Annotated in this window: 15 protein-coding genes; 6 read left to right on the forward strand and 9 right to left on the reverse strand. The window is 31.6% G+C overall.

What is annotated here, in order from left to right:
- Positions 1-722 precede the first annotated feature (722 nt).
- The 4 genes from NAT51_RS09225 to NAT51_RS09240 all read left to right on the forward strand — a co-directional run bounded on the left by NAT51_RS09225 (position 723) and on the right by NAT51_RS09240 (position 5,365).
- Complete coding sequence (locus NAT51_RS09225; protein ID WP_250598238.1) at positions 723-1,997, forward strand: site-specific integrase; 1,275 nt, start codon at positions 723-725, stop codon at positions 1,995-1,997.
- A gap of 905 nt (positions 1,998-2,902) precedes the next feature.
- On the forward strand, positions 2,903-4,144 hold the full coding sequence (locus NAT51_RS09230) for an IS1595 family transposase (protein ID WP_250598250.1): 1,242 nt from the start codon (positions 2,903-2,905) through the stop codon (positions 4,142-4,144).
- Positions 4,145-4,354: 210 nt separating this feature from the next.
- Positions 4,355-4,876, forward strand: a complete 522-nt coding sequence (locus NAT51_RS09235; protein ID WP_250598252.1) for a hypothetical protein — start codon at positions 4,355-4,357, stop codon at positions 4,874-4,876.
- Positions 4,877-4,939: 63 nt separating this feature from the next.
- The gene (locus NAT51_RS09240) at positions 4,940-5,365 is read left to right on the forward strand and encodes a GNAT family N-acetyltransferase (protein ID WP_250598254.1); all 426 of its coding nucleotides are present in this window, start codon (positions 4,940-4,942) and stop codon (positions 5,363-5,365) included.
- Between the two features lie 12 nt (positions 5,366-5,377).
- Here the strand turns inward: NAT51_RS09240 and NAT51_RS09245 are convergent, their stop codons facing one another.
- From NAT51_RS09245 to NAT51_RS09255, 4 genes are read right to left on the reverse strand one after another with little or no spacing between them, the layout of a single operon-like run.
- Positions 5,378-7,075, reverse strand: coding sequence for a hypothetical protein (locus tag NAT51_RS09245; RefSeq protein ID WP_250598256.1), 1,698 nt, complete (start codon positions 7,073-7,075; stop codon positions 5,378-5,380).
- The gene (locus NAT51_RS19800; protein ID WP_394799693.1) at positions 7,066-7,308 is read right to left on the reverse strand and encodes an ABC-three component system middle component 6; all 243 of its coding nucleotides are present in this window, start codon (positions 7,306-7,308) and stop codon (positions 7,066-7,068) included. The genes NAT51_RS09245 and NAT51_RS19800 overlap by 10 nt, the downstream gene beginning before the upstream one ends.
- Complete coding sequence (locus NAT51_RS09250) at positions 7,308-7,898, reverse strand: hypothetical protein (RefSeq protein ID WP_250598258.1); 591 nt, start codon at positions 7,896-7,898, stop codon at positions 7,308-7,310. The genes NAT51_RS19800 and NAT51_RS09250 overlap by 1 nt, the downstream gene beginning before the upstream one ends.
- Positions 7,888-8,058, reverse strand: a complete 171-nt coding sequence (locus NAT51_RS09255) for a hypothetical protein (RefSeq protein ID WP_250598265.1) — start codon at positions 8,056-8,058, stop codon at positions 7,888-7,890. The genes NAT51_RS09250 and NAT51_RS09255 overlap by 11 nt, the downstream gene beginning before the upstream one ends.
- 450 nt (positions 8,059-8,508) lie before the next feature.
- Here NAT51_RS09255 and NAT51_RS09260 point away from each other — a divergent pair, with 450 nt between their 5' ends.
- Both NAT51_RS09260 and NAT51_RS09265 read left to right on the forward strand, forming a co-directional pair.
- Positions 8,509-9,813 carry a hypothetical protein gene (locus NAT51_RS09260; protein ID WP_250598267.1) on the forward strand — a complete coding sequence of 435 codons (1,305 nt, stop codon included), beginning with the start codon at positions 8,509-8,511 and terminating at the stop codon, positions 9,811-9,813.
- 362 nt (positions 9,814-10,175) lie between these two features.
- Positions 10,176-10,322, forward strand: coding sequence for a hypothetical protein (locus NAT51_RS09265; protein WP_250598269.1), 147 nt, complete (start codon positions 10,176-10,178; stop codon positions 10,320-10,322).
- 375 nt (positions 10,323-10,697) lie between these two features.
- On the opposite strand, the gene NAT51_RS09270 is transcribed toward NAT51_RS09265, so the two are convergent.
- From NAT51_RS09270 to NAT51_RS09290, 5 genes are all read right to left on the reverse strand, one after another.
- Complete coding sequence (locus NAT51_RS09270; RefSeq protein ID WP_250598270.1) at positions 10,698-12,167, reverse strand: MFS transporter; 1,470 nt, start codon at positions 12,165-12,167, stop codon at positions 10,698-10,700.
- A 258-nt stretch (positions 12,168-12,425) separates the two neighbouring features.
- On the reverse strand, positions 12,426-12,992 hold the full coding sequence (locus NAT51_RS09275; RefSeq protein WP_250598271.1) for a Crp/Fnr family transcriptional regulator: 567 nt from the start codon (positions 12,990-12,992) through the stop codon (positions 12,426-12,428).
- Positions 12,993-13,531: 539 nt separating this feature from the next.
- The gene (locus tag NAT51_RS09280; RefSeq protein ID WP_250598273.1) at positions 13,532-15,463 is read right to left on the reverse strand and encodes an OmpA family protein; all 1,932 of its coding nucleotides are present in this window, start codon (positions 15,461-15,463) and stop codon (positions 13,532-13,534) included.
- Positions 15,464-15,477: 14 nt separating this feature from the next.
- Entirely contained in the window at positions 15,478-16,395 is a 918-nt protein-coding gene (locus NAT51_RS09285) for a PorP/SprF family type IX secretion system membrane protein (RefSeq protein ID WP_250598274.1), read from the reverse strand.
- A gap of 158 nt (positions 16,396-16,553) precedes the next feature.
- Positions 16,554-18,325: T9SS type B sorting domain-containing protein (locus tag NAT51_RS09290; RefSeq protein ID WP_250598282.1), on the reverse strand; the 1,772-nt coding region annotated here is incomplete at its 5' end.

Below are 18,325 nucleotides of genomic sequence, written 5' to 3' on the forward strand. Positions count from 1 at the left end.
GTAGAATTTTAAGGATGAAGTGTTTTTTGGACATAGTGATTAATTCATTGTTGCCGTCAATTCGAATGTTTTGTGGAACGCAGTGGAACAAAATGTATCGAGAAGTCATTCCCTGAAAAGGGTCTCGATACATTTTTATTCCGTTACACTACATAAAAACACTCGAACTGACGAAAACCGCAATAAAATTTAGTAGTACCATCTTTGAAGTAATTAGTAAAGAGTGATTAGTAACTAGTACCGTTTGAAGAATGTTTAGTACCATTTAAAGAGTACTTAGTCCCCAGTAATTAGTCCTTAGTAACGTATAAAAAGTGGTTAGTCCCTTCTTTAGAGTTCTTAGTACTTAGATCAAAGTCCTTAATGCTGCTTTAAGAATAATCTGTACCCTATAAAAAGTCTTCGGTACCACTTGACTTCGACAGGCTCAGCCACCGAATATCTATCAGTACCACTTGACTTCGACAGGCTCAGCCACCGAATATCTATCAGTACCACTTAAATAATCATCTGTACCAGCTAAAAATTCTTTACTACCACTTTATACCATTTTACATTAAAATCCTTATAAAGCACTGTATTTGCTGGGATATTTAAAAATCAAGAAAGCAAAACGACGCAAACAAATGTAAGAAAAAGTTTGTTTTGTTGTACCTAATGTTGTACGTTTGTTTCAGGATGCATCCAAATGAAACACCTTGTATTTGTGGGATTTCACCGTTTTGCTTCCTTTTGTAAATATAGTACAACATTTTAATTTTCCAAATATGGCTTCAATTAAGCTGATTTTAAGAAAACATCAAGTAAACAAAGCTGGAGATTGCCCTTTATATATAAGAATCATTAAGGATAGAAAACCAAAATTTATTTCATTGGGCATAAAACTTAAAGAAAACGAATGGGACGATGAAAAAAAACGGGTAAAAAAGAATCACGCCAATAGCGCAAGATTGAATGCTTTTATTGCTCAAAAGGTTGCAGATGCAGAAGGACAGGTTGCGGATTTAGAACGAAAGGTAAAAACTGTTTCTGCAAAAAAACTCAAAGAAGCCATTAAAGGAAAAGGAACTCCTAATTTTTTCGAATATGCTTATAAACGATGTGAAAAGATACGTGGAAGCGTTTCGGTAAGCACATACAAAAGTTATACTCAATGTCTTAAAAAATTTGAAACCTACTTAGGGACAAAAGATGTCTATTTTGATGATATTACTGTTTCCGTTCTTAAAGACTATATGAGCTATATGGTAAACGAGCTTAATAATAGTCTTACTACACAACATCACTCAATAATGATTTTGTCGGTTATGTTCAAAGAAGCTATAAAAGACGATAGTATTCCCGATTCAATGAACCCAATCAGCAAACTAACTTTAAAAAAGAATAAAAGTAAACGAACTTTTCTCACAAAAGAACAAATATCGGCTCTTGCAGATTATCCGTTTAAAGAAGGCTCCCCTGCCGAACTGGCTAAAGATATTTTCCTGTTTTCAGTTTATGCGGGTGGTTTACGTTTTGGTGATGTTATTGGATTACAATACAAACATTTTTTCCGAGAGGAAGCCAAAATCAAAAAAACAATTAATAAAACTTTGAACAGAACCACGGCAGAGCTTCAATTTAAAATCGGTGAAGTGTCTTTGGCTATTATCGAGAAATACAAAAAAGAAAATACTGACCCTGACGATTTTATTTTTCCAATTATCAAAAACAAAGAGTTGTATTTAAAAGATAAGGAACATCGCCAAAAAGAAAAAGAAAATGCATCAAGTTCAATCAACCATCAGTTAAACAGAATAGGAAAGAAACTGGAACTTCCTTTTAACCTTTCTTTCCACATTAGCAGACATACTTTTGCAACCAATGTACTAAATAATGGAATGCGCATTGAATACGTTTCCCGTCTTATGGGACATACAAATATAAAAACTACTCAAATTTATGCAAAGATCCTAAACGAGGAATTGGACAAAGCTGTTGATGATTTTGTTTATTAAAAAAACAATTGCAATTATTATAAAAAATCATTGCATTGAATGTTTAAACCCAACAAAATCAGACAAAATCAAGATGCTAAACCATTGCAATGATATGAAAAATCATTGTGATGTATCGGTTTTGTCAGTTTCTCAAAAATAATAATTTACAGTTAATTGGTATTTAACCAATTATTTGTTCCTCCACAAAGCCAAAGGGCATTATAACCTAATTCATTTAATAGTTTTGCACCATCTGATGAACGACCGCCTCCTTTTCCACAAGCTATAATATATTGGATAACTATATACCCAGTATACCAAGGTGAATTTTTAAACGATTAAAATATTGCACCATTTATTATGTATGGTTTAAAGGTATTAAATATCTGTAATTGTTTTGCTTTATCTATAGAACGGAAATATTGGTAGTATTCACTTATCTTAATGAATTCTTCATCGCAATTATTAAAATCACAACTCATTGTTATTTTCATATCATTCTCAAAATATTCAGTAAAAATATAAAAGTCAATTGCTTGATATTTTATTGTGTAGACAATTTTGATATAAGGTTCAGTTGTTCCAGAACACGTATTACTACACGATTGCATATTGAATAATTGACTATCAGCATATTTATGTGATTTCTTATTTCTGTGTCAAAAAGATTGAACATCGTATTTTTATTCATCATTTTCCTTTTAAAATAAGGAATAAATTTACTTAAAAAGAGATAAATTTTGAGTTTAAGCATTTGAAATGATTATTGTTATGCATTAATAGATGATTCCTCCAATACTTATAATTTAACAATAATACTCCAAAAGGCCAGCAAATGCTGGCCTTTTCGTTGTTTTCAAAAATTGAATCAAAATTTTTAACAAGGTTGTTACATATCGCCATAATTCTAAAAGATAAAAATTATGGCAGCTATCAAATTTGATTTCACTTCTTGTTACGAATATTACGATTCTCAATTCGAATATGAGGACTTCGTTCCTGAAAGAGAATCTACTTTTCTTAGCGAAACATGTGAAGACATCTTAAGAGTTATCTTTAAAAATACATGTGCTGAAAAGGTCAGTAAAACTAAGGTTGTACAATTTCCAGACCCTGTTAAACTGTTAACAACTATTAGAAAAGGGGTAAGTAAAACCTTACCCGTTACGCCAAAATTTATTATATTTAATAAATCAATTATGGCAAAACATCCTAATATTGAACTAAATACTACCTCTATTTTTAAGTCCAAATCCGATATGACGAAAACACTGAATACGGAGAAAGCATGCAGGGAACATTTGGAAAAATTACGTTGGGACGGAAAACCAATATGCCCTCATTGTGGCAGTCAAAGAGAAAATCACTACAAGATCAATACTCGAGGAGAATTTCGTGGGAGATACAAATGCAAAGACTGTCGTTTACCTTTCAGTGTAACTGTTGGCACAATATTCGAAAAATCCCAAATACCTCTTCAAAAGTGGTTTGAGGCCATCTTTTATTTCGTTCTTGGAAAGAAAGGTGTTAGTAGTGTAGAACTTCATCGAGCAATTGGTGTAACACAAAAATCAGCTTGGTTCATGTTAAGTAGGATACGAAATTCAGTTGGTAATCGAATGGATTTTGAATTTGACGATATCACTCAAGTTGATGAAACTTATGTAGGTGGTAAGAATAAGAATCGAAGTAAACATAAAAAAGTTGCTAATACACAAGGTCGTAGCGGTGAAACAAAAACAGTAGTATTCGGAATGCTTAGCCAAGGATTAGTTCATACTAAAGTTATAAAGAATGCAGAAAAAGATACTTTACAGCCTATAATTAAATCTAAGGTTAAAAAAGGTTCTGTGTTGGTAAGTGACGGTTGGTCTGGATATAGTGGTCTGAATCGTGATTACGACCATAAGATAATTAAACATAGTCACGGAATATTTAAGAAAGGTCCTTATCATACAAACGGAATTGAAGGATTTTGGAGCCTTCTTAAAAGAGGCATCATCGGGGTGTATCATTACGTAAGCCCAAAACATCTTTATTTATACTGTGATGAGTTTTCATATCGTTATAACATCCGTAAATTAAGTCTAGGGGAACAATTTAATCTTACATTGATTAATTCAGATGAGAGGTTGACGTATAGGGATTTGATTTCTGATTGGTAAGATATGTCTATTGCTTGATTATTTGAAGATATTAAAAGACCAATCAAATGATTGGTATTTTTGTTTGTATTATGTTTGAATATAACAACGTTGTAATGTTTAAGGGTTGATATTCAGTATAAATACGTATTGTGTGAGAATTTAGATTGAATTATTTTTCAATGAAATTATTCCGAAATAAACTACTTTCGTAATCTTTATATCCATTTCATGAAACTATTCAATAAACAATCAGAACTTAATGAAGGAAATATTTCTTTCTATGCTCATATTGGACTTATTAGTATTCGATTTGCAGAATTAGAAAGTTTAATAACTCATATTATTGAACGATTGATTAATTCTGACAATGATATAGTTAGTAGTACATTAATTGAAAATAATAATCTTTCCACAAATCTTCAACTGTTAAAGAAAATTAATCGCTGTCGTAGGTATGAAGAAGAAAAGATATCAGAGACAATCTTAAAAATTAATCAGTTAAGAGATATGCGAAACTTTTTTATCCATGGGGTATGGAGTGATGTAAAAATAGATGAAGAAGGCACTTATGTTCAATGTTCAAATCATAAACATATTTATGAAAAAAATTCAAGTGGGCAGTTGTGGACAAGATATCATAGTGAGCAATTCAGGTTAAAAGATTTTCAAGAAGAAATTAAAAAAATAGATGCTGTACTTGTAATTTTAAAAGAACTATGGGAAGATTTAGAAGAAGAAGATTTTTTGTAAAACACTAATTAATAGTTTTTTGGAAAGTTATATAAATTTATGCTCAAACTTATAATTTAGCAAATGACAAAAGAGTTAGCGAATCAAATTGTAGAATTGATTAATCGAAGAAATGGATTGTCTGTCAAATATAATTTTGAAAAAATCTTTGAAAACAAAGATAATTACGTTTTTATTTTAGATACAGAAAATTTAGTTGCATGCGCTGAAAGTAAAAAAGTTCAATGGTATCAATGGGAAATTTGTCATATTTCAGTTGATGAAAAATATGAAGGCAAGGGTTATGGAAGTAAAATATTGAAGCTTGCAGAAGCTAAGGCTAAAAATGAAAATGCACGGATTTTACAATCAACAATTAGATCAAACAATGAAAGTAGTATTCGCCTTTTTGAACATAACAGTTACAAAAAAGTAAATGAGTTTCATAATCCAAAAACGCAAAATCAAATTTATGTTTATCAGAAAAGTTTAAATTCTAAAATTGAATAATACAACAATACTTTAAGGGAATCTGAAAAATTTATCATTTTCTGATAATTCAAGGATTGTTCTATCTTTTATATATTTCTCTCCAAGAAACATTATTCTTTCTTTTAGTACTGAAACAACAAATTGACCATTTAAACTATCTGCAATTTCAAAAATTTTCTGAATTTGATTTTTATGAATTATTTCCATTTTATCGTGTACAATAAAACGTGGAAAATTTATTCCTAAATCTTCAAAATAATTAATGAATGCAAAATCCAAAGCAATAATGTCCGTTTTTTTATACCCATCACCAACATTACCTTTGATGTTGTCAAACTCAAATTTTCTTGTTTCTGGGTTATAAAGTATATAAATCTGTTCGCCGTGAGTTGAATACGTATATTTTTTAAAATATGCATTAAAGATGTCTTGGATGTTTTCATTTAATGCTTCTAAATAAGTAGTAAAAGCATCATTTAGCTCTTCTAATATTTCAGAATTTTTATCTATTGAATCTAAAAGATTTTTGATTCCTTCAATTTGTTCAACTATTCTCCCTCTATTAGTATAAAGTTCATTAAGTTCTTCTCTTACTTTTATCAAATCATCGAAACTTCCACTATTATCTAATAATGATAAAATTCTGGATTGTTCCTCTAATATAGGTTTTATGATTTGTTCTTTATAGCTTTTCTCTTTTGCTAATTTTTGTATATGCTTTTCCACATAATTTAGCTTATTAGAAACCATTTTATTATGAAAATCCAAAACTTCTTCAAAAGTTTTTTGAAGTTTGGGAATTAAAACTTTAGCTTCTTCATAGAGGCCTTTAATAACATTAGGATCAATCTTGCTTTTACTTTCTTCAAGTTCTTGCTTAGTCTTATTGCTAAGTGACAACTTTAAATCAATGTTCGCTATGTCAGAAGCAATGTTTGTGCTTTCAGATTTAATTACTTTTAATTTTTCAAATAAATCATTATATGTTTTTGGTAGATTGAATGTTTTAATAACACTTTCCTGCTCCAAAATTGATTTATCAATTTGATTAAGTCTATTTTCTAATTTTGGCAAATTACTTTTGCCTTTCATTTTTGAAAGTGAACTATTTAACTTTTTAATTTCACTTGAAATATTTAGTCTTTTGCTGATAATATCTTGGTCAGGAAATCCAAACAAGTATAGGTACATAGCCTCGTAATCATTATCATTTTTGTAAGTTGATAAAACTTTCAACAAGTTTGATTCTGAATTTTGATCTGATCGAACAAATTTTTTAATTATTGTTCTGAAGCTAATTTTAGTTTGTGTTGAAGGAATATTAAAAAACAATTCATTCAATTTAAAACAATACTTCTTTAAATCGCTATATTTTTCACCATTTATATAAAGGTCATTATCCGAATTAAAACTTCTTAATAAGTTTATTTTTTCACCGTTAATAGATTTCAATTCTAATTCGAAAACAACATTTTTATTAAAAAGGAATTCTCTAACTTCTGTATTATCATTACCTGTTTCTTTGTCTCTATATAGGTCTTTACCTTGTGAACCCAAACAAAAATCAATAGCCCTGATAAATGTCGTTTTACCTACATTATTACCAGATTCAGCATTCATAATTTTCAAAGGAGTAGAATCAACTATTAAATTTAATCCTTTTTCTCTAAAAGGAATATCTCTAATTATTTTTCCATCTCTACTTACAATTAGCTTCTTTAAAAACATCTTTTAATTTTCGTGTTATTATATATTTCGACAAAACCAATCATAAACAACCAATCTAAAGCATATAAAAAATAGCTGAAACTTAAATCTTCTTGTCTAAATTTCGTAACAAATGAACTATATAGAATTTTGATATCAATAACAGTTCTATTGATAGAATTAAATGTCTCAATAATTCTTCCGCCAATCACGTAAAGACTTTTTTCTGGCGCAACATCTTGTGGTAGTAACATTAATTATTCGGATTTTCTAAGACTTTACAATCTACAAAAGCATGACAAACAATAGTGAAAACATTTAAATTTATGCTTTCTGCGCTTAAATGTGCAATGTCCTTTGTGTTAGTGGAAATACTTATCAAAAGAGAACTTATGACATTGGAAATTATTGTATCAGCAAATTGATTGATTATTTCCATTTTTTTCATCTTTGGATTTTCTTTTAATAGTCCACCTAATGCTTGCAAATAAAGTGAATTAATATAGTTTAAAAAAACCTTTTTTCTTCCTGGTGTTTCAGAGTTTAAAGATTCGTATGCATTCTCTAAATAATATGCATTCTCGCTATAATTTGATTCAATCAAAAAACGATATGTAAGAACATTGTTAAAATCAAGTTTGTCATCAATATCAGGAGGTAAACTGCGTTTTTCAAATTGATTTTCATTATCCACGATATCATTGTAAATATGTAATACCAGTTTATTTAAGTCAGCAGGATTATTTGGTAATGATATTAATCGATTTAAATATTTATCATCAACGATTAGTTGAGTGATTTCTTGTTTATTACCAAACCCAAAAATTGTTTGATTATTTTCCACCAGTATTTATATTTTGCTTATTACCTTTTCCTATTGAAAATTGATTGTTCTTATCACCTATAGTTTTAGATAAAGTAATAACCCTTGACGCAGCAAAAAGACTAATAATAAATCCCAGTATGCCACATACATCAGCAATAATTGAAATAGTTCCTTCCATGATATATATCTTATAAATAGTTTAAAATTTCTGACTATGTAAATGTATATATAAATGTATCAGAACTCCAATAAACATCAGAAAAGATAATCCAAAGATGCAAAAAATACGTATTTATACGTAATGTTTGTGGGTATTGAATATGTATAATTCAACAACATTCTTTATTCCCAAAACATTCCTTAACAATAATTGTCACACGTCATTCTTGTTTATTATTTTTGTATTGAAAAATATTCGTACAGAATACATTATTGCTAAATCCGAATTACCACCCTGAAGCTTCGGCTTCCTGATTTAAAAAAGCAAGATAATGTATATAGGTACGCCGTAACGGCGTGGCTTGTATCATTATGCTTTTTTTAGGGTGTGGTAACCCTGGGTTTGGCGGTGGTACAATGTCCACGTCTATTTTTTCTAAGCAATTTTATAAACCTAAATTACCACACTATGAAAAGCATTATCAGAGATTTTGCCAAAGTTTGCTATGGACTTACATTATTGATTTCTGCTCAGGCAATAGCGCAGAAAAAAATTACGATTAACCCTGAATTGTTAGCAGTAGCCAAAACGTATTCAGGGAATCAAAACTTCAAAATTTACCCTGTTGTATCAAAAGAAGTGGACTATCATCCATATGTTGAAGGTGAAGTCAATACTATAGAGTACAATATCTTATTGCAACAACTTGATCACTTTAAACCTGCATATGATAAATACAGGAATGAAATCATCAAAGATTCACTTTACCGATTTGATGTACAAAAGATTTTAAAAAATATTGATAAGTATTTAACATCAGATGAAAAATCTGAAATTAGAGATAATTATCTTATAGAAGCACAAACTATTGCAAATAAGCACAATATAGAAATTAAAGGAGAGAACAACAACTTATTTGCTAAGCAACTGAATGACCATGGAGTTCTTAGAAATCAGATAAAGACATTTACTCTTCACAATGGAAAAAAATCTAGTTCTAAAAAAGATATTGAATTTTATAAAAACAAACTCCAAGAAATGAGAATACCAAGTATAAATATTTCTTATGATGCAAAGACTTATTTACAACTATTAGATGAAGAACAAACTATAAAGAAAACTGAACTGGGTCAAGTTCTTTCAGATAAAACATCGAAAAAATTATCATATTTTATCATTGAGACTCCTGTAAATACGAATGTGTTGATTGGTGAATTTGAAAAACTGGCTAATGAATATTCATTAGTATATGAAGATGTCATTAACAGATATTCAAAAAATGAATTGACGACTGATAATAGTGGTGATAATGTTACATCAAGTAGATTTCCAATAGTCAAAAAGACAGGAAGTGAAGATATGTATTATATAATGTCAGATGATTTTCTATTTCGAATTGAAAAAGAAATAGGTCATAAACGATATTTAAACATGGGCAATTCTGCTGAATATAAAACTTGGAAAGCTAAATATCAAAGTTTGCAATCATCAGCACAAACTAATGTTAATGCGTGTGAAAATATAATTGCCAGACATACTTATAGAAATAGGTTAGGTGAAAAATTATATGATTCATCAACGTTTACTACTCAAGAAAAAGCATCTTTTAATAAAAATTTAGATGTACTCCAAAAGAAGTTAGAAGAAATTAAAGAACTGGAGCAAAATTACAAAGAATTATACGCTTATTATATAGACAAAGCTTCAATAGATGAAACTGTAAAATCATACAATTTATCATCGTTCTACAATAATACACGGAGAGCATATTGATAATCTGAATGAGTGTAAAATATTCTTTCAAAGAAAAACCCTGTTAAAATTTAACAAGGTTTTTCTGTTTTTATTGCAAAATTTAAGTATTTTGCTTTTTGAAAAGAGAAGATAATTACAAACGAAGATTTTTTCCAATTTTCAATCCTCAGCCTTCGTGCGGGATATATAACTTTTAAGGGTCTTTGGATACTGTAATTGAACAGTATTTTTAATTATTCTTCTTTTGTAAACCACCTGTTACAGCAGGTGGTTTTTAATATGTATTAATATAACTATATCACCATAATTAAGGACACTCGAACACTTCTTAATTAATGCCTCCTTATACATATTACTATTAATCCAAAATTCATCAAAGTATGAAATCATTATCACAACACATACAAGAAGGTTTAAATGACGTTCAGGAAAGCGTATTAGACAAAGTCATAGGAAATAAGACTTCCAGTACCTATACTACAAATGGTAAGGAAGATGAGTTGACTGAATCTAATGAAGGAGAATGAAAGAATGGTTCAGTGAAAGAAGGAACTGAGAAAGAGAATGGAAAAGAAAACCCGTCTGAAGATTAGACGGATTGTTTTATTATAATAACATAAAAAGAAATCTTTTGTTACCGCAAATAATTTCTTTAAATCCTTATTCTTTGAGGTATAATTCTAACCAATGAAAGTCAGGAATTGATTCCTTCTTATTTTTTCTTGTTGTAAATTGTTCCATAATTTCCTCAAGATTTAAAGATTGATTTTTGACTTCTTTGTTTGAAGTCTGATTAAGATATTTGTCTATCATGTTAAATGTATTTATGGTTAATCAACAAGATACGGCAATTATTAAGAATATCAATGAATGTTTATTTCAGAATCATATTAATTATTAGCTCAATAGAAAAAGGCCAATCGATAGATTGGCCTTAAGGTGAGATGTATTTGGTATACTGGGTATATAGTTATCATATATTGATAGTTTTTGTCGAATTTTACGGCTTCGTTTTTCAACTCGGTTAAGACAATATTTACAGCATTAGGGATATGTGCCTGCTCAAATTCTTCTTTTGTTCTAACATCTATAATTTGTATTTTTTTGTTTTGTTGAAGAGATTGTTTTACTTCTTCCATTTCAATACATCCTTTGGCTATTTTGTTTGTTTCGGGCATACGGAATTTAATTATAATTGAAGATAGTATTGTAAGTCCTCCGATAAGAAAAATGGCATAATTTACTCCAAATAAATCAGCCGTAATTCCCGAAATAATGGCCCCGAAAGCATACCCTAAATCTCTCCAAAGTCGGAATGTTCCAATACTTTCTGCTCTTTGTTTCGGGCTTGTGGCTTGCGCAATTGCCGATAAAAAAGTGGGATATACTAATGCTGTCCCTAACCCTAAAACAGCCGATATACTGGATAGCATAAAAAAACCATTACTGAATGGCAAGAAAATTATTGCTATTCCTTGTAAAAGCATTCCCCAAAAAAGCATTGCTTTTTTAGAATACACATCAGACATTTTGCCTGTAAAGAGTTGTCCAATTCCCCAAACTGTTGGATAAATGGCGGTTATTATCCCTATGTTTTCTGTATTATAATTGAGTGTTATAAGTACAATGGGCAACAAACCCCAAATCATTCCATCGTTTAGATTGTTTACTAACCCAGCTTGTGTAATGGAACTTAATGATTTGTTTTTAAAAGTAGTTTCCATAAACACATTTCCCAGTTGTTTGGTGTTGTCTGTTACACTTTCCTTGTGAGTATGCAATCTTGTATCTTTTACCAAAAAAAGGGTCAACAAGAAACCAATAATTGAAATAGCGACACCAATGTAAAAAGGATAGGGTGTTATACCATATTTATTAGCTATATAACCTGAAAAAAAAGCAACAACACCAACAGCAAAATAACCTGCAAATTCGTTTAAGCCCATTGCCAAACCTCGGTCTTTTTCACCGACTAAATCAATTTTCATAACTACTGTACTACTCCAGGTTAAACCTTGACTTAACCCCAAGAGTATATTTGCAAAAATTACCCAATTCCAATTTGTGGCAGTCATCAGGATAAACGGAATAGGCAGAGCTACAAACCAACCAAACAACAATAAATTTTTTCTACCAAAACGGTTTGCTAATTTACCTGTGAAATAATTAGTTATGGCTTTGGTAATTCCAAATGCTGTTATGAATAATAAAATTGCTGTCTTTGACGCTATTCCAAACTCAACTTCTGCAAATTTTGGGAATATGCTTCTTTCCATCCCTATCATACCTCCAACGAAAGCATTTACAATTACTAAAATGGTAAATTGTTCCCAGTTTTCTTTAAGCCCTAATTTTATGTGTTCTGTGTTCATTAGTTGTTTTTAAGGAATGTTTTAAAGTGTCATCACTATTTTATTTTTTCTAATCAGTTTATACAAGTCTCACATTGAAGAAAACTTGTACCTTTTTGGGGTATTAGTACTGGTGGTTTTTTCGTGCATTGAGAATGACTATTAACAGAGAATAACATCAATACCATCACAATTGTTGTTTTCATTTTTGTAAGGATTAAATTTGAAATACAAAGGTTAAACATTGCTTTGTAAAATCCTTTTACAAATGTTAAATAATTAGCGGATTGCCCCTCTAATTCTGCTTAAAGTTACTTGGGTAATTCCTAAATAAGATGCGATATGTTTTAGGGAAACTCTTTGTAAAAGCGTAGGCTGTTCTTTTATTAGAGCTATATATTGTTCTTCAGCTGTATGAAATTGAATTCCTTCCATTCTGTTTACCGTATCAACATAAGCAGTTTCAAAAATTTTACGAAATAGCCTCTCAATTTCTGGATAGGTATCATATAAATCAAAAAGATATGTAGCATTAATAGCTACTATTTCACTGTCTTCTAAAACCTGAATGCCTTTTCGTGATGGATTTCCAGTAAATAGGCTTTCTACTCTTGCAATGATACTGTTTTCAAAAGCAAAACTTTCGGTAATATCAATCCCATTTTTGTAGTAATAAATTCGGGCAATTCCTTTATTTATGAAATAGATTGTTTTGCAGGTATGTCCGATGGGCTGTAAGTCTTGGTTCTTTTTAATCTTAATGACTGAACTGATTCCAATAATAGCATTTTCGGCTTCTTTAGAAAGTGAATTGTATTTGCTGAAATACTGAAAGAGTAAAGTCATTAATTTATTTTTATTTCAAATTTAGTTAGTTTGATTCATTCTTTTAGATAAGAATGATGTTAATATTCTATAAAACATCAAAACTGCACAAATAAATAATCCTAGTAGAAAACCATTGCAATGATGAAAAAATAAATTGCAATGGTTTTGTCTATTCTGATAACTAAAAATCAGTCTTAACAATTATAAATAATTTTCCGTTTTGGTTGTGAGCTCGACGTTTCTGTTTTGTTTTCCATGCTAAAAATGTTAAAAATTCACTAAAATGCGTTGACTTTCATCGTATTGCTTCGTTATTTTTTTTGTTTTTAGCAAAAGAAATTTTGAACTTGTTTAAGTCATAAAGCCCTGTTTATTATGGATTGAAGTGGCAGGATAAGGCAGGGTAAAAAAGCTTTTTTTTTAAAGAAAAAGCTAAAAAATGGAAGTTTGTCTCGTACTGGTTTTAAGATTACAAAAAACCACCAAAATTTCTCTTGATGGTTTTAATTTAATACTCGGTCGAGTATCATTCTTGGGTTTATAATTATGGTTTTGGATTATTCCGTTCTGACAATAATGAATTCACTACGCCTATTCGCTTGATGTTCAGATTCACTACATTTTACACCATCAGAACATTGATTAACTAATTCAGTTTCTCCATAGCCTTTTGATGTTAATCGGCGAGCTTCTATGCCATTTTGTATCAGCCATGTCATTGTTGACTTAGCTCTCCTTTCAGACAAGTTTTCATTGTATTTATTAGTTTGTCTGCTATCCGTATGAGAACGCACATCAATTTTCATTTCGGGATATTGGAGCATAACCGCTAATATTTTTTCTAATTCAAACGCTGCATCTTTACGGATAAATGATTTGTCCAAATCAAAGTAGATTATTGGGATGTTTAAAGTTTTTGCTAAATCAGTGCCTTCTCCTACAGGTTTGATGCGTTGCTCTAATTCCAAAGATAATTCAGATTTTCCGGTAGTGTCATCTATTGTTATTTTCCCTTCCTTAGTTTCGTATTCCTCTTTTTGAGCTCTTACGTAATAAACTTTTCCACATTCAACTTCAAAAACATATACTCCATTCTCGTTGGTTAATGTTTCTTTTATTAAGTCAAATTGTTCATTGAATAAACTCACTTTTGAACCATATAATACAACTCCTGATTCCTGATCTGTAATAATTCCTGATAATGACTGCTCACACACCCTTACTTCTTTAAAATGGTAGATATCATCATAACCTTTACCGCCATTTCGATTTGAAGTGAAAAAACCACTCTTAGTTTTGCTATCTATTATAAAAGCAAAATCGTCTTGAGGACCATTGATTGGTTCTCCAATATTTTTCACTTCTTCAAAACGATTTTCAATTCCTGCTCTAGACATAAAGATATCCAACCCTCCAAGACCTGGACGGCCATCACTAGCAAAATACAATTCGTTGTCAGCAGATATAAACGGAAATGTTTCCCGACCCTCAGTATTTATGTTTTTTCCCAAATTGACAGGAATTCCATAATTGCTATCTCCATTGATTTTTACACTAAACAAATCGGATTGGCCTAATGTTCCGGGCATATCGGATGCAAAATAAAGAGTTTTCTCATCTACACTCAATGCAGGATGAGCAACACTATATTCATTACTATTAAATGGCAATTCAGTAACATTTGTCCATTCATCTCCCACTAACACTGCTTTGTACAATTTTAACAAGGTAGAATTCTCAGAATTCTTTCCTTTCTTTCCATTCAAATAGTTATTTCGTGTAAAGAACATTGTTTTGCCATCTTTGGTAAAAACGGGTGTTGATTCATGAAATTTTGAGTTGATTATTTTACTAAAACGTTCTGGTTTTTCCATTTCACCAGATGGTTTTATTTCAGAGCTATACAAATTAGTGTATGATTGATTCGTCCATTTAGAAACTTTGTAAGCTCCTGTAGTGTCTCTTGCAGATGCAAATACTAATTTGTTGCGTAGGAAGGAACTCCCATAATCTGAATATTTTGAGTTAATTCCTGCATCTGTGACATCATAACGACGTGAATTCGCTTTAATTTCTTCCAGATAGTTTTTTTGGTCAGCAAAGAGTTTTCCTCGTTGGTCATTCCCTGATCTTCTATTAAATTCCTTCATCATTTCGTCAGATTTCTTATATTCTCCTATCGATTTTAGAGTTTGAGAATATCGATAATAATATTCTGCTTCCTGTTCTTGGTTCATTTTAAAAAGCTCCCTGTACCATTTTTCTGCTTTGGCTAATTCGGCATTAAAATAATAGGCATTTCCTAATTTTTGGAACATTTTTTCGTCTTTATATCCTTTTTCAGCTACACGCTCATAAGTAAGAATTGCATCTACATAGATATATTGATCATACTTTTTATCAGCAGCCTTGACTCTGGTTTTTTGCGCATAGCTTTGTGAAATCAAGATACTAAAAAAGATACTATAAAGGAGAGTTTTAATTTTCATAATTTATGCTGAGTTTAGAAGAATCTAGGAGAAATTATTTTATTTGGTTTAGTGAATAATTCATAGCGTAAAAATATTTCGTGAGATCCCGAATTATATTTTCCTAATGAAGTAGTGTCAAAATCATAACCATATCCTATAAGCCAAGAATTATTGATTTGGAAGCCTACCATACCGCTCATTGCTGCACTCCATCTGTAAGCTACACCTGCAACAAATTTCTGATTTATCAAGAAATTGGCAGACACATCAACTTGTAAAGGTGTTCCGGGTGCATATTTAGTAAGCAAAGAAGGCTTAAATTTTACTTCTGAGCTCATGTCAAATACATGGCCTGCAATTAATAAGTAATTGATTTTTGATGTAACTATTGTACTTCTTGCACTTTCTTCACTATAATGATCGGTTTTTATTAGATAGGGAGCAGATAATCCTAAATAACTTTTATCTGAATGAATATAAAAGCCTACACCTATATTGGGAGAAAATTGATTGTCAATATTGTTATGGAAAACGGGGTCTCCTGGTTGTTGAGTGAGTTTTGTAAAATCAGCATTAAGGATATTAACACCTCCCTTAAGTCCAAAGGCTAACTTATAATTAATGTTGATAGGAATAGTATACGAAAAATCAACAGAAATATCATTCTCATCGGATACACCTATTTTATCATTTACGACTGACAATCCTAAACCAATATTACTTCCACCGATGGGTGTATTTAGAGAGAATGAATTTGTCACAGGCGCTCCATCAAGTCCTACCCATTGATTACGATGCAAAGCAAAAACACTCATTGCTGGTTTTGAGCCTGCATAAGCTGGATTAACAATTACTGTGTTATACATATAATGGGTAAACTGCTCTCTATTTTGTGCATATGTGGCAATAGACAGGAACACTATTAGTAGTCTAATTATTTTTGTTTTCATATAGAACTATTTTTATCTTTATTTAAGACCATATCAAATTTTCATTTTCATAAAAACTCATGTGCCTTTTTAAAATATCTGATTTTTTTATTAGCATAATGGAATTTTTATAAGCTTCTACCTTAACTATTCAAGATAGAAGCTTATGCTTTTTAGTTTTAATTCCATTTCAATTCTAAGAAGCCTGTTAAATTAAAGGCCTTAGTATTTTTATCTGTGTAATTGATGATATAGAAATAAGTTCCTTCCGGTAATTTCTCATTTCTGCTAACTGTGACTCTTCCCTCAGACACTCCAATAAATCCTTTATCAGTATCATTTTTATATTGATCGCGCTCAAATACTAATACACCCCAACGGTTATAAATTTGAACTGTATTTGTTGGATAACATTCAAAATCATCTAATGCTTGAATATTGAAAAAATCATTAAGCCCATCTACTATTCCCGGAGAAACTGCATTGAATACTTTTATTGGATTCAACTCATGGCATTCCGGACATGCAGGATCAATAATTACCACATCAGCTGAATGTGACGATGTACAGCCTTCATTATTAGTAACTATAAAGTTATAAATGCCCGGATTCAAACCGGTAATATCGATTGTAGCTGTATTTCCAATTATTCCTCCCGGATTAATAACCCAATTTCCAGACGGTAGATTACTTAATTGTACACTTCCCGTTGTTGAAGGGCACTCAGGTTGAGTAGGAGTCGCTGCTATTGGTGCTTCCGGTATTGTTAATACTGATCCATTGCTAAATGTTGCAGAAGCTGCTGAAGTACATGTTCCGTTGGATGCTGTTACGGTATAAGAAGTACCGATGACCATCCCGGAGATTAGTCCTGTTCCACTTACTGTCGGTCCTGTCGGTGTAAAGACATAGGTATGGGCAGCATTATAATTGCTGATAGTGCTTGTTCCTGCTACTGAACAGGTCGGAGGTGTTGTGCTTATGGTTGGTACAACAGGAGTTACCAGTACCGCTGCATTACTAAAGGATGCAGAAGCTCCTGAAGTACATGTTCCGTTGGATGCTGTTACGGTATAAGAAGTACCGATTGTCATTCCGGAGATTAGTCCTGTTCCGCTTACCGTTGGTCCAGTCGGTGTAAAGACATAGGTATGGGCAGCATTATAGTTGCTGATAGTACTTGTTCCTGCTATCGAACAGGTCGGAGGTGTTGTGCTTATGGTTGGTACAACAGGAGTTACCAGTACCGCTGCATTACTAAAGGATGCAGAAGCTCCTGAAGTACATGTTCCGTTAGATGCTGTTACGATATAAGAAGTACCGATGACCATTCCGGAGATTAGTCCTGTTCCGCTTACCGTTGGTCCAGTCGGTGTAAAGACATAGGTATGGGCAGCATTATAGTTGCTGATAGTACTTGTTCCTGCTATCGAACAGGTCGGAGGTGTTGTGCTTATGGTTGGTACAGCAGGAGTTACCAGTACCGCTGCATTACTGAAGGATGCAGAAGCTCCTGAAGTACATGTTCCGTTGGATGCTGTTACGGTATAAGAAGTACCGATGACCATCCCGGAGATTAGTCCTGTTCCACTTACTGTCGGTCCTGTCGGAGTAAAGACATAGGTATGGGCAGCATTATAATTGCTGATAGTGCTTGTTCCTGCTACTGAACAGGTCGGAGGTGTTGTGCTTATGGTTGGTACAACAGGAGTTACCAGTACCGCTGCATTACTAAAGGATGCAGAAGCTCCTGAAGTACATGTTCCGTTGGATGCTGTTACGGTATAAGAAGTACCGATTGTCATTCCGGAGATTAGTCCTGTTCCGCTTACCGTTGGTCCAGTCGGTGTAAAGACATAGGTATGGGCAGCATTATAGTTGCTGATAGTACTTGTTCCTGCTATCGAACAGGTCGGAGGTGTTGTGCTTATGGTTGGTACAGCAGGAGTTA

The sequence above is a fragment of the Flavobacterium amniphilum genome, assembly GCF_023634845.1.
GTDB lineage: Bacteria > Bacteroidota > Bacteroidia > Flavobacteriales > Flavobacteriaceae > Flavobacterium > Flavobacterium amniphilum.

Bases quoted from the DNA above. Each gene is read 5' to 3' on its own strand.
- NAT51_RS09230 (WP_250598250.1), top strand. From the start codon at position 2,903: ATGGCAGCTATCAAATTTGATTTCACTTCTTGTTACGAATATTACGAT.
- NAT51_RS09235 (WP_250598252.1), top strand. From the start codon at position 4,355: ATGAAACTATTCAATAAACAATCAGAACTTAATGAAGGAAATATTTCT.
- NAT51_RS09240 (WP_250598254.1), top strand. From the start codon at position 4,940: ATGACAAAAGAGTTAGCGAATCAAATTGTAGAATTGATTAATCGAAGA.
- NAT51_RS09245 (WP_250598256.1), bottom strand. From the start codon at position 7,075: ATGTTTTTAAAGAAGCTAATTGTAAGTAGAGATGGAAAAATAATTAGA.
- NAT51_RS19800 (WP_394799693.1), bottom strand. From the start codon at position 7,308: ATGTTACTACCACAAGATGTTGCGCCAGAAAAAAGTCTTTACGTGATT.
- NAT51_RS09255 (WP_250598265.1), bottom strand. From the start codon at position 8,058: ATGGAAGGAACTATTTCAATTATTGCTGATGTATGTGGCATACTGGGA.
- NAT51_RS09260 (WP_250598267.1), top strand. From the start codon at position 8,509: ATGAAAAGCATTATCAGAGATTTTGCCAAAGTTTGCTATGGACTTACA.
- NAT51_RS09265 (WP_250598269.1), top strand. From the start codon at position 10,176: ATGAAATCATTATCACAACACATACAAGAAGGTTTAAATGACGTTCAG.
- NAT51_RS09270 (WP_250598270.1), bottom strand. From the start codon at position 12,167: ATGAACACAGAACACATAAAATTAGGGCTTAAAGAAAACTGGGAACAA.
- NAT51_RS09275 (WP_250598271.1), bottom strand. From the start codon at position 12,992: ATGACTTTACTCTTTCAGTATTTCAGCAAATACAATTCACTTTCTAAA.
- NAT51_RS09280 (WP_250598273.1), bottom strand. From the start codon at position 15,463: ATGAAAATTAAAACTCTCCTTTATAGTATCTTTTTTAGTATCTTGATT.
- NAT51_RS09285 (WP_250598274.1), bottom strand. From the start codon at position 16,395: ATGAAAACAAAAATAATTAGACTACTAATAGTGTTCCTGTCTATTGCC.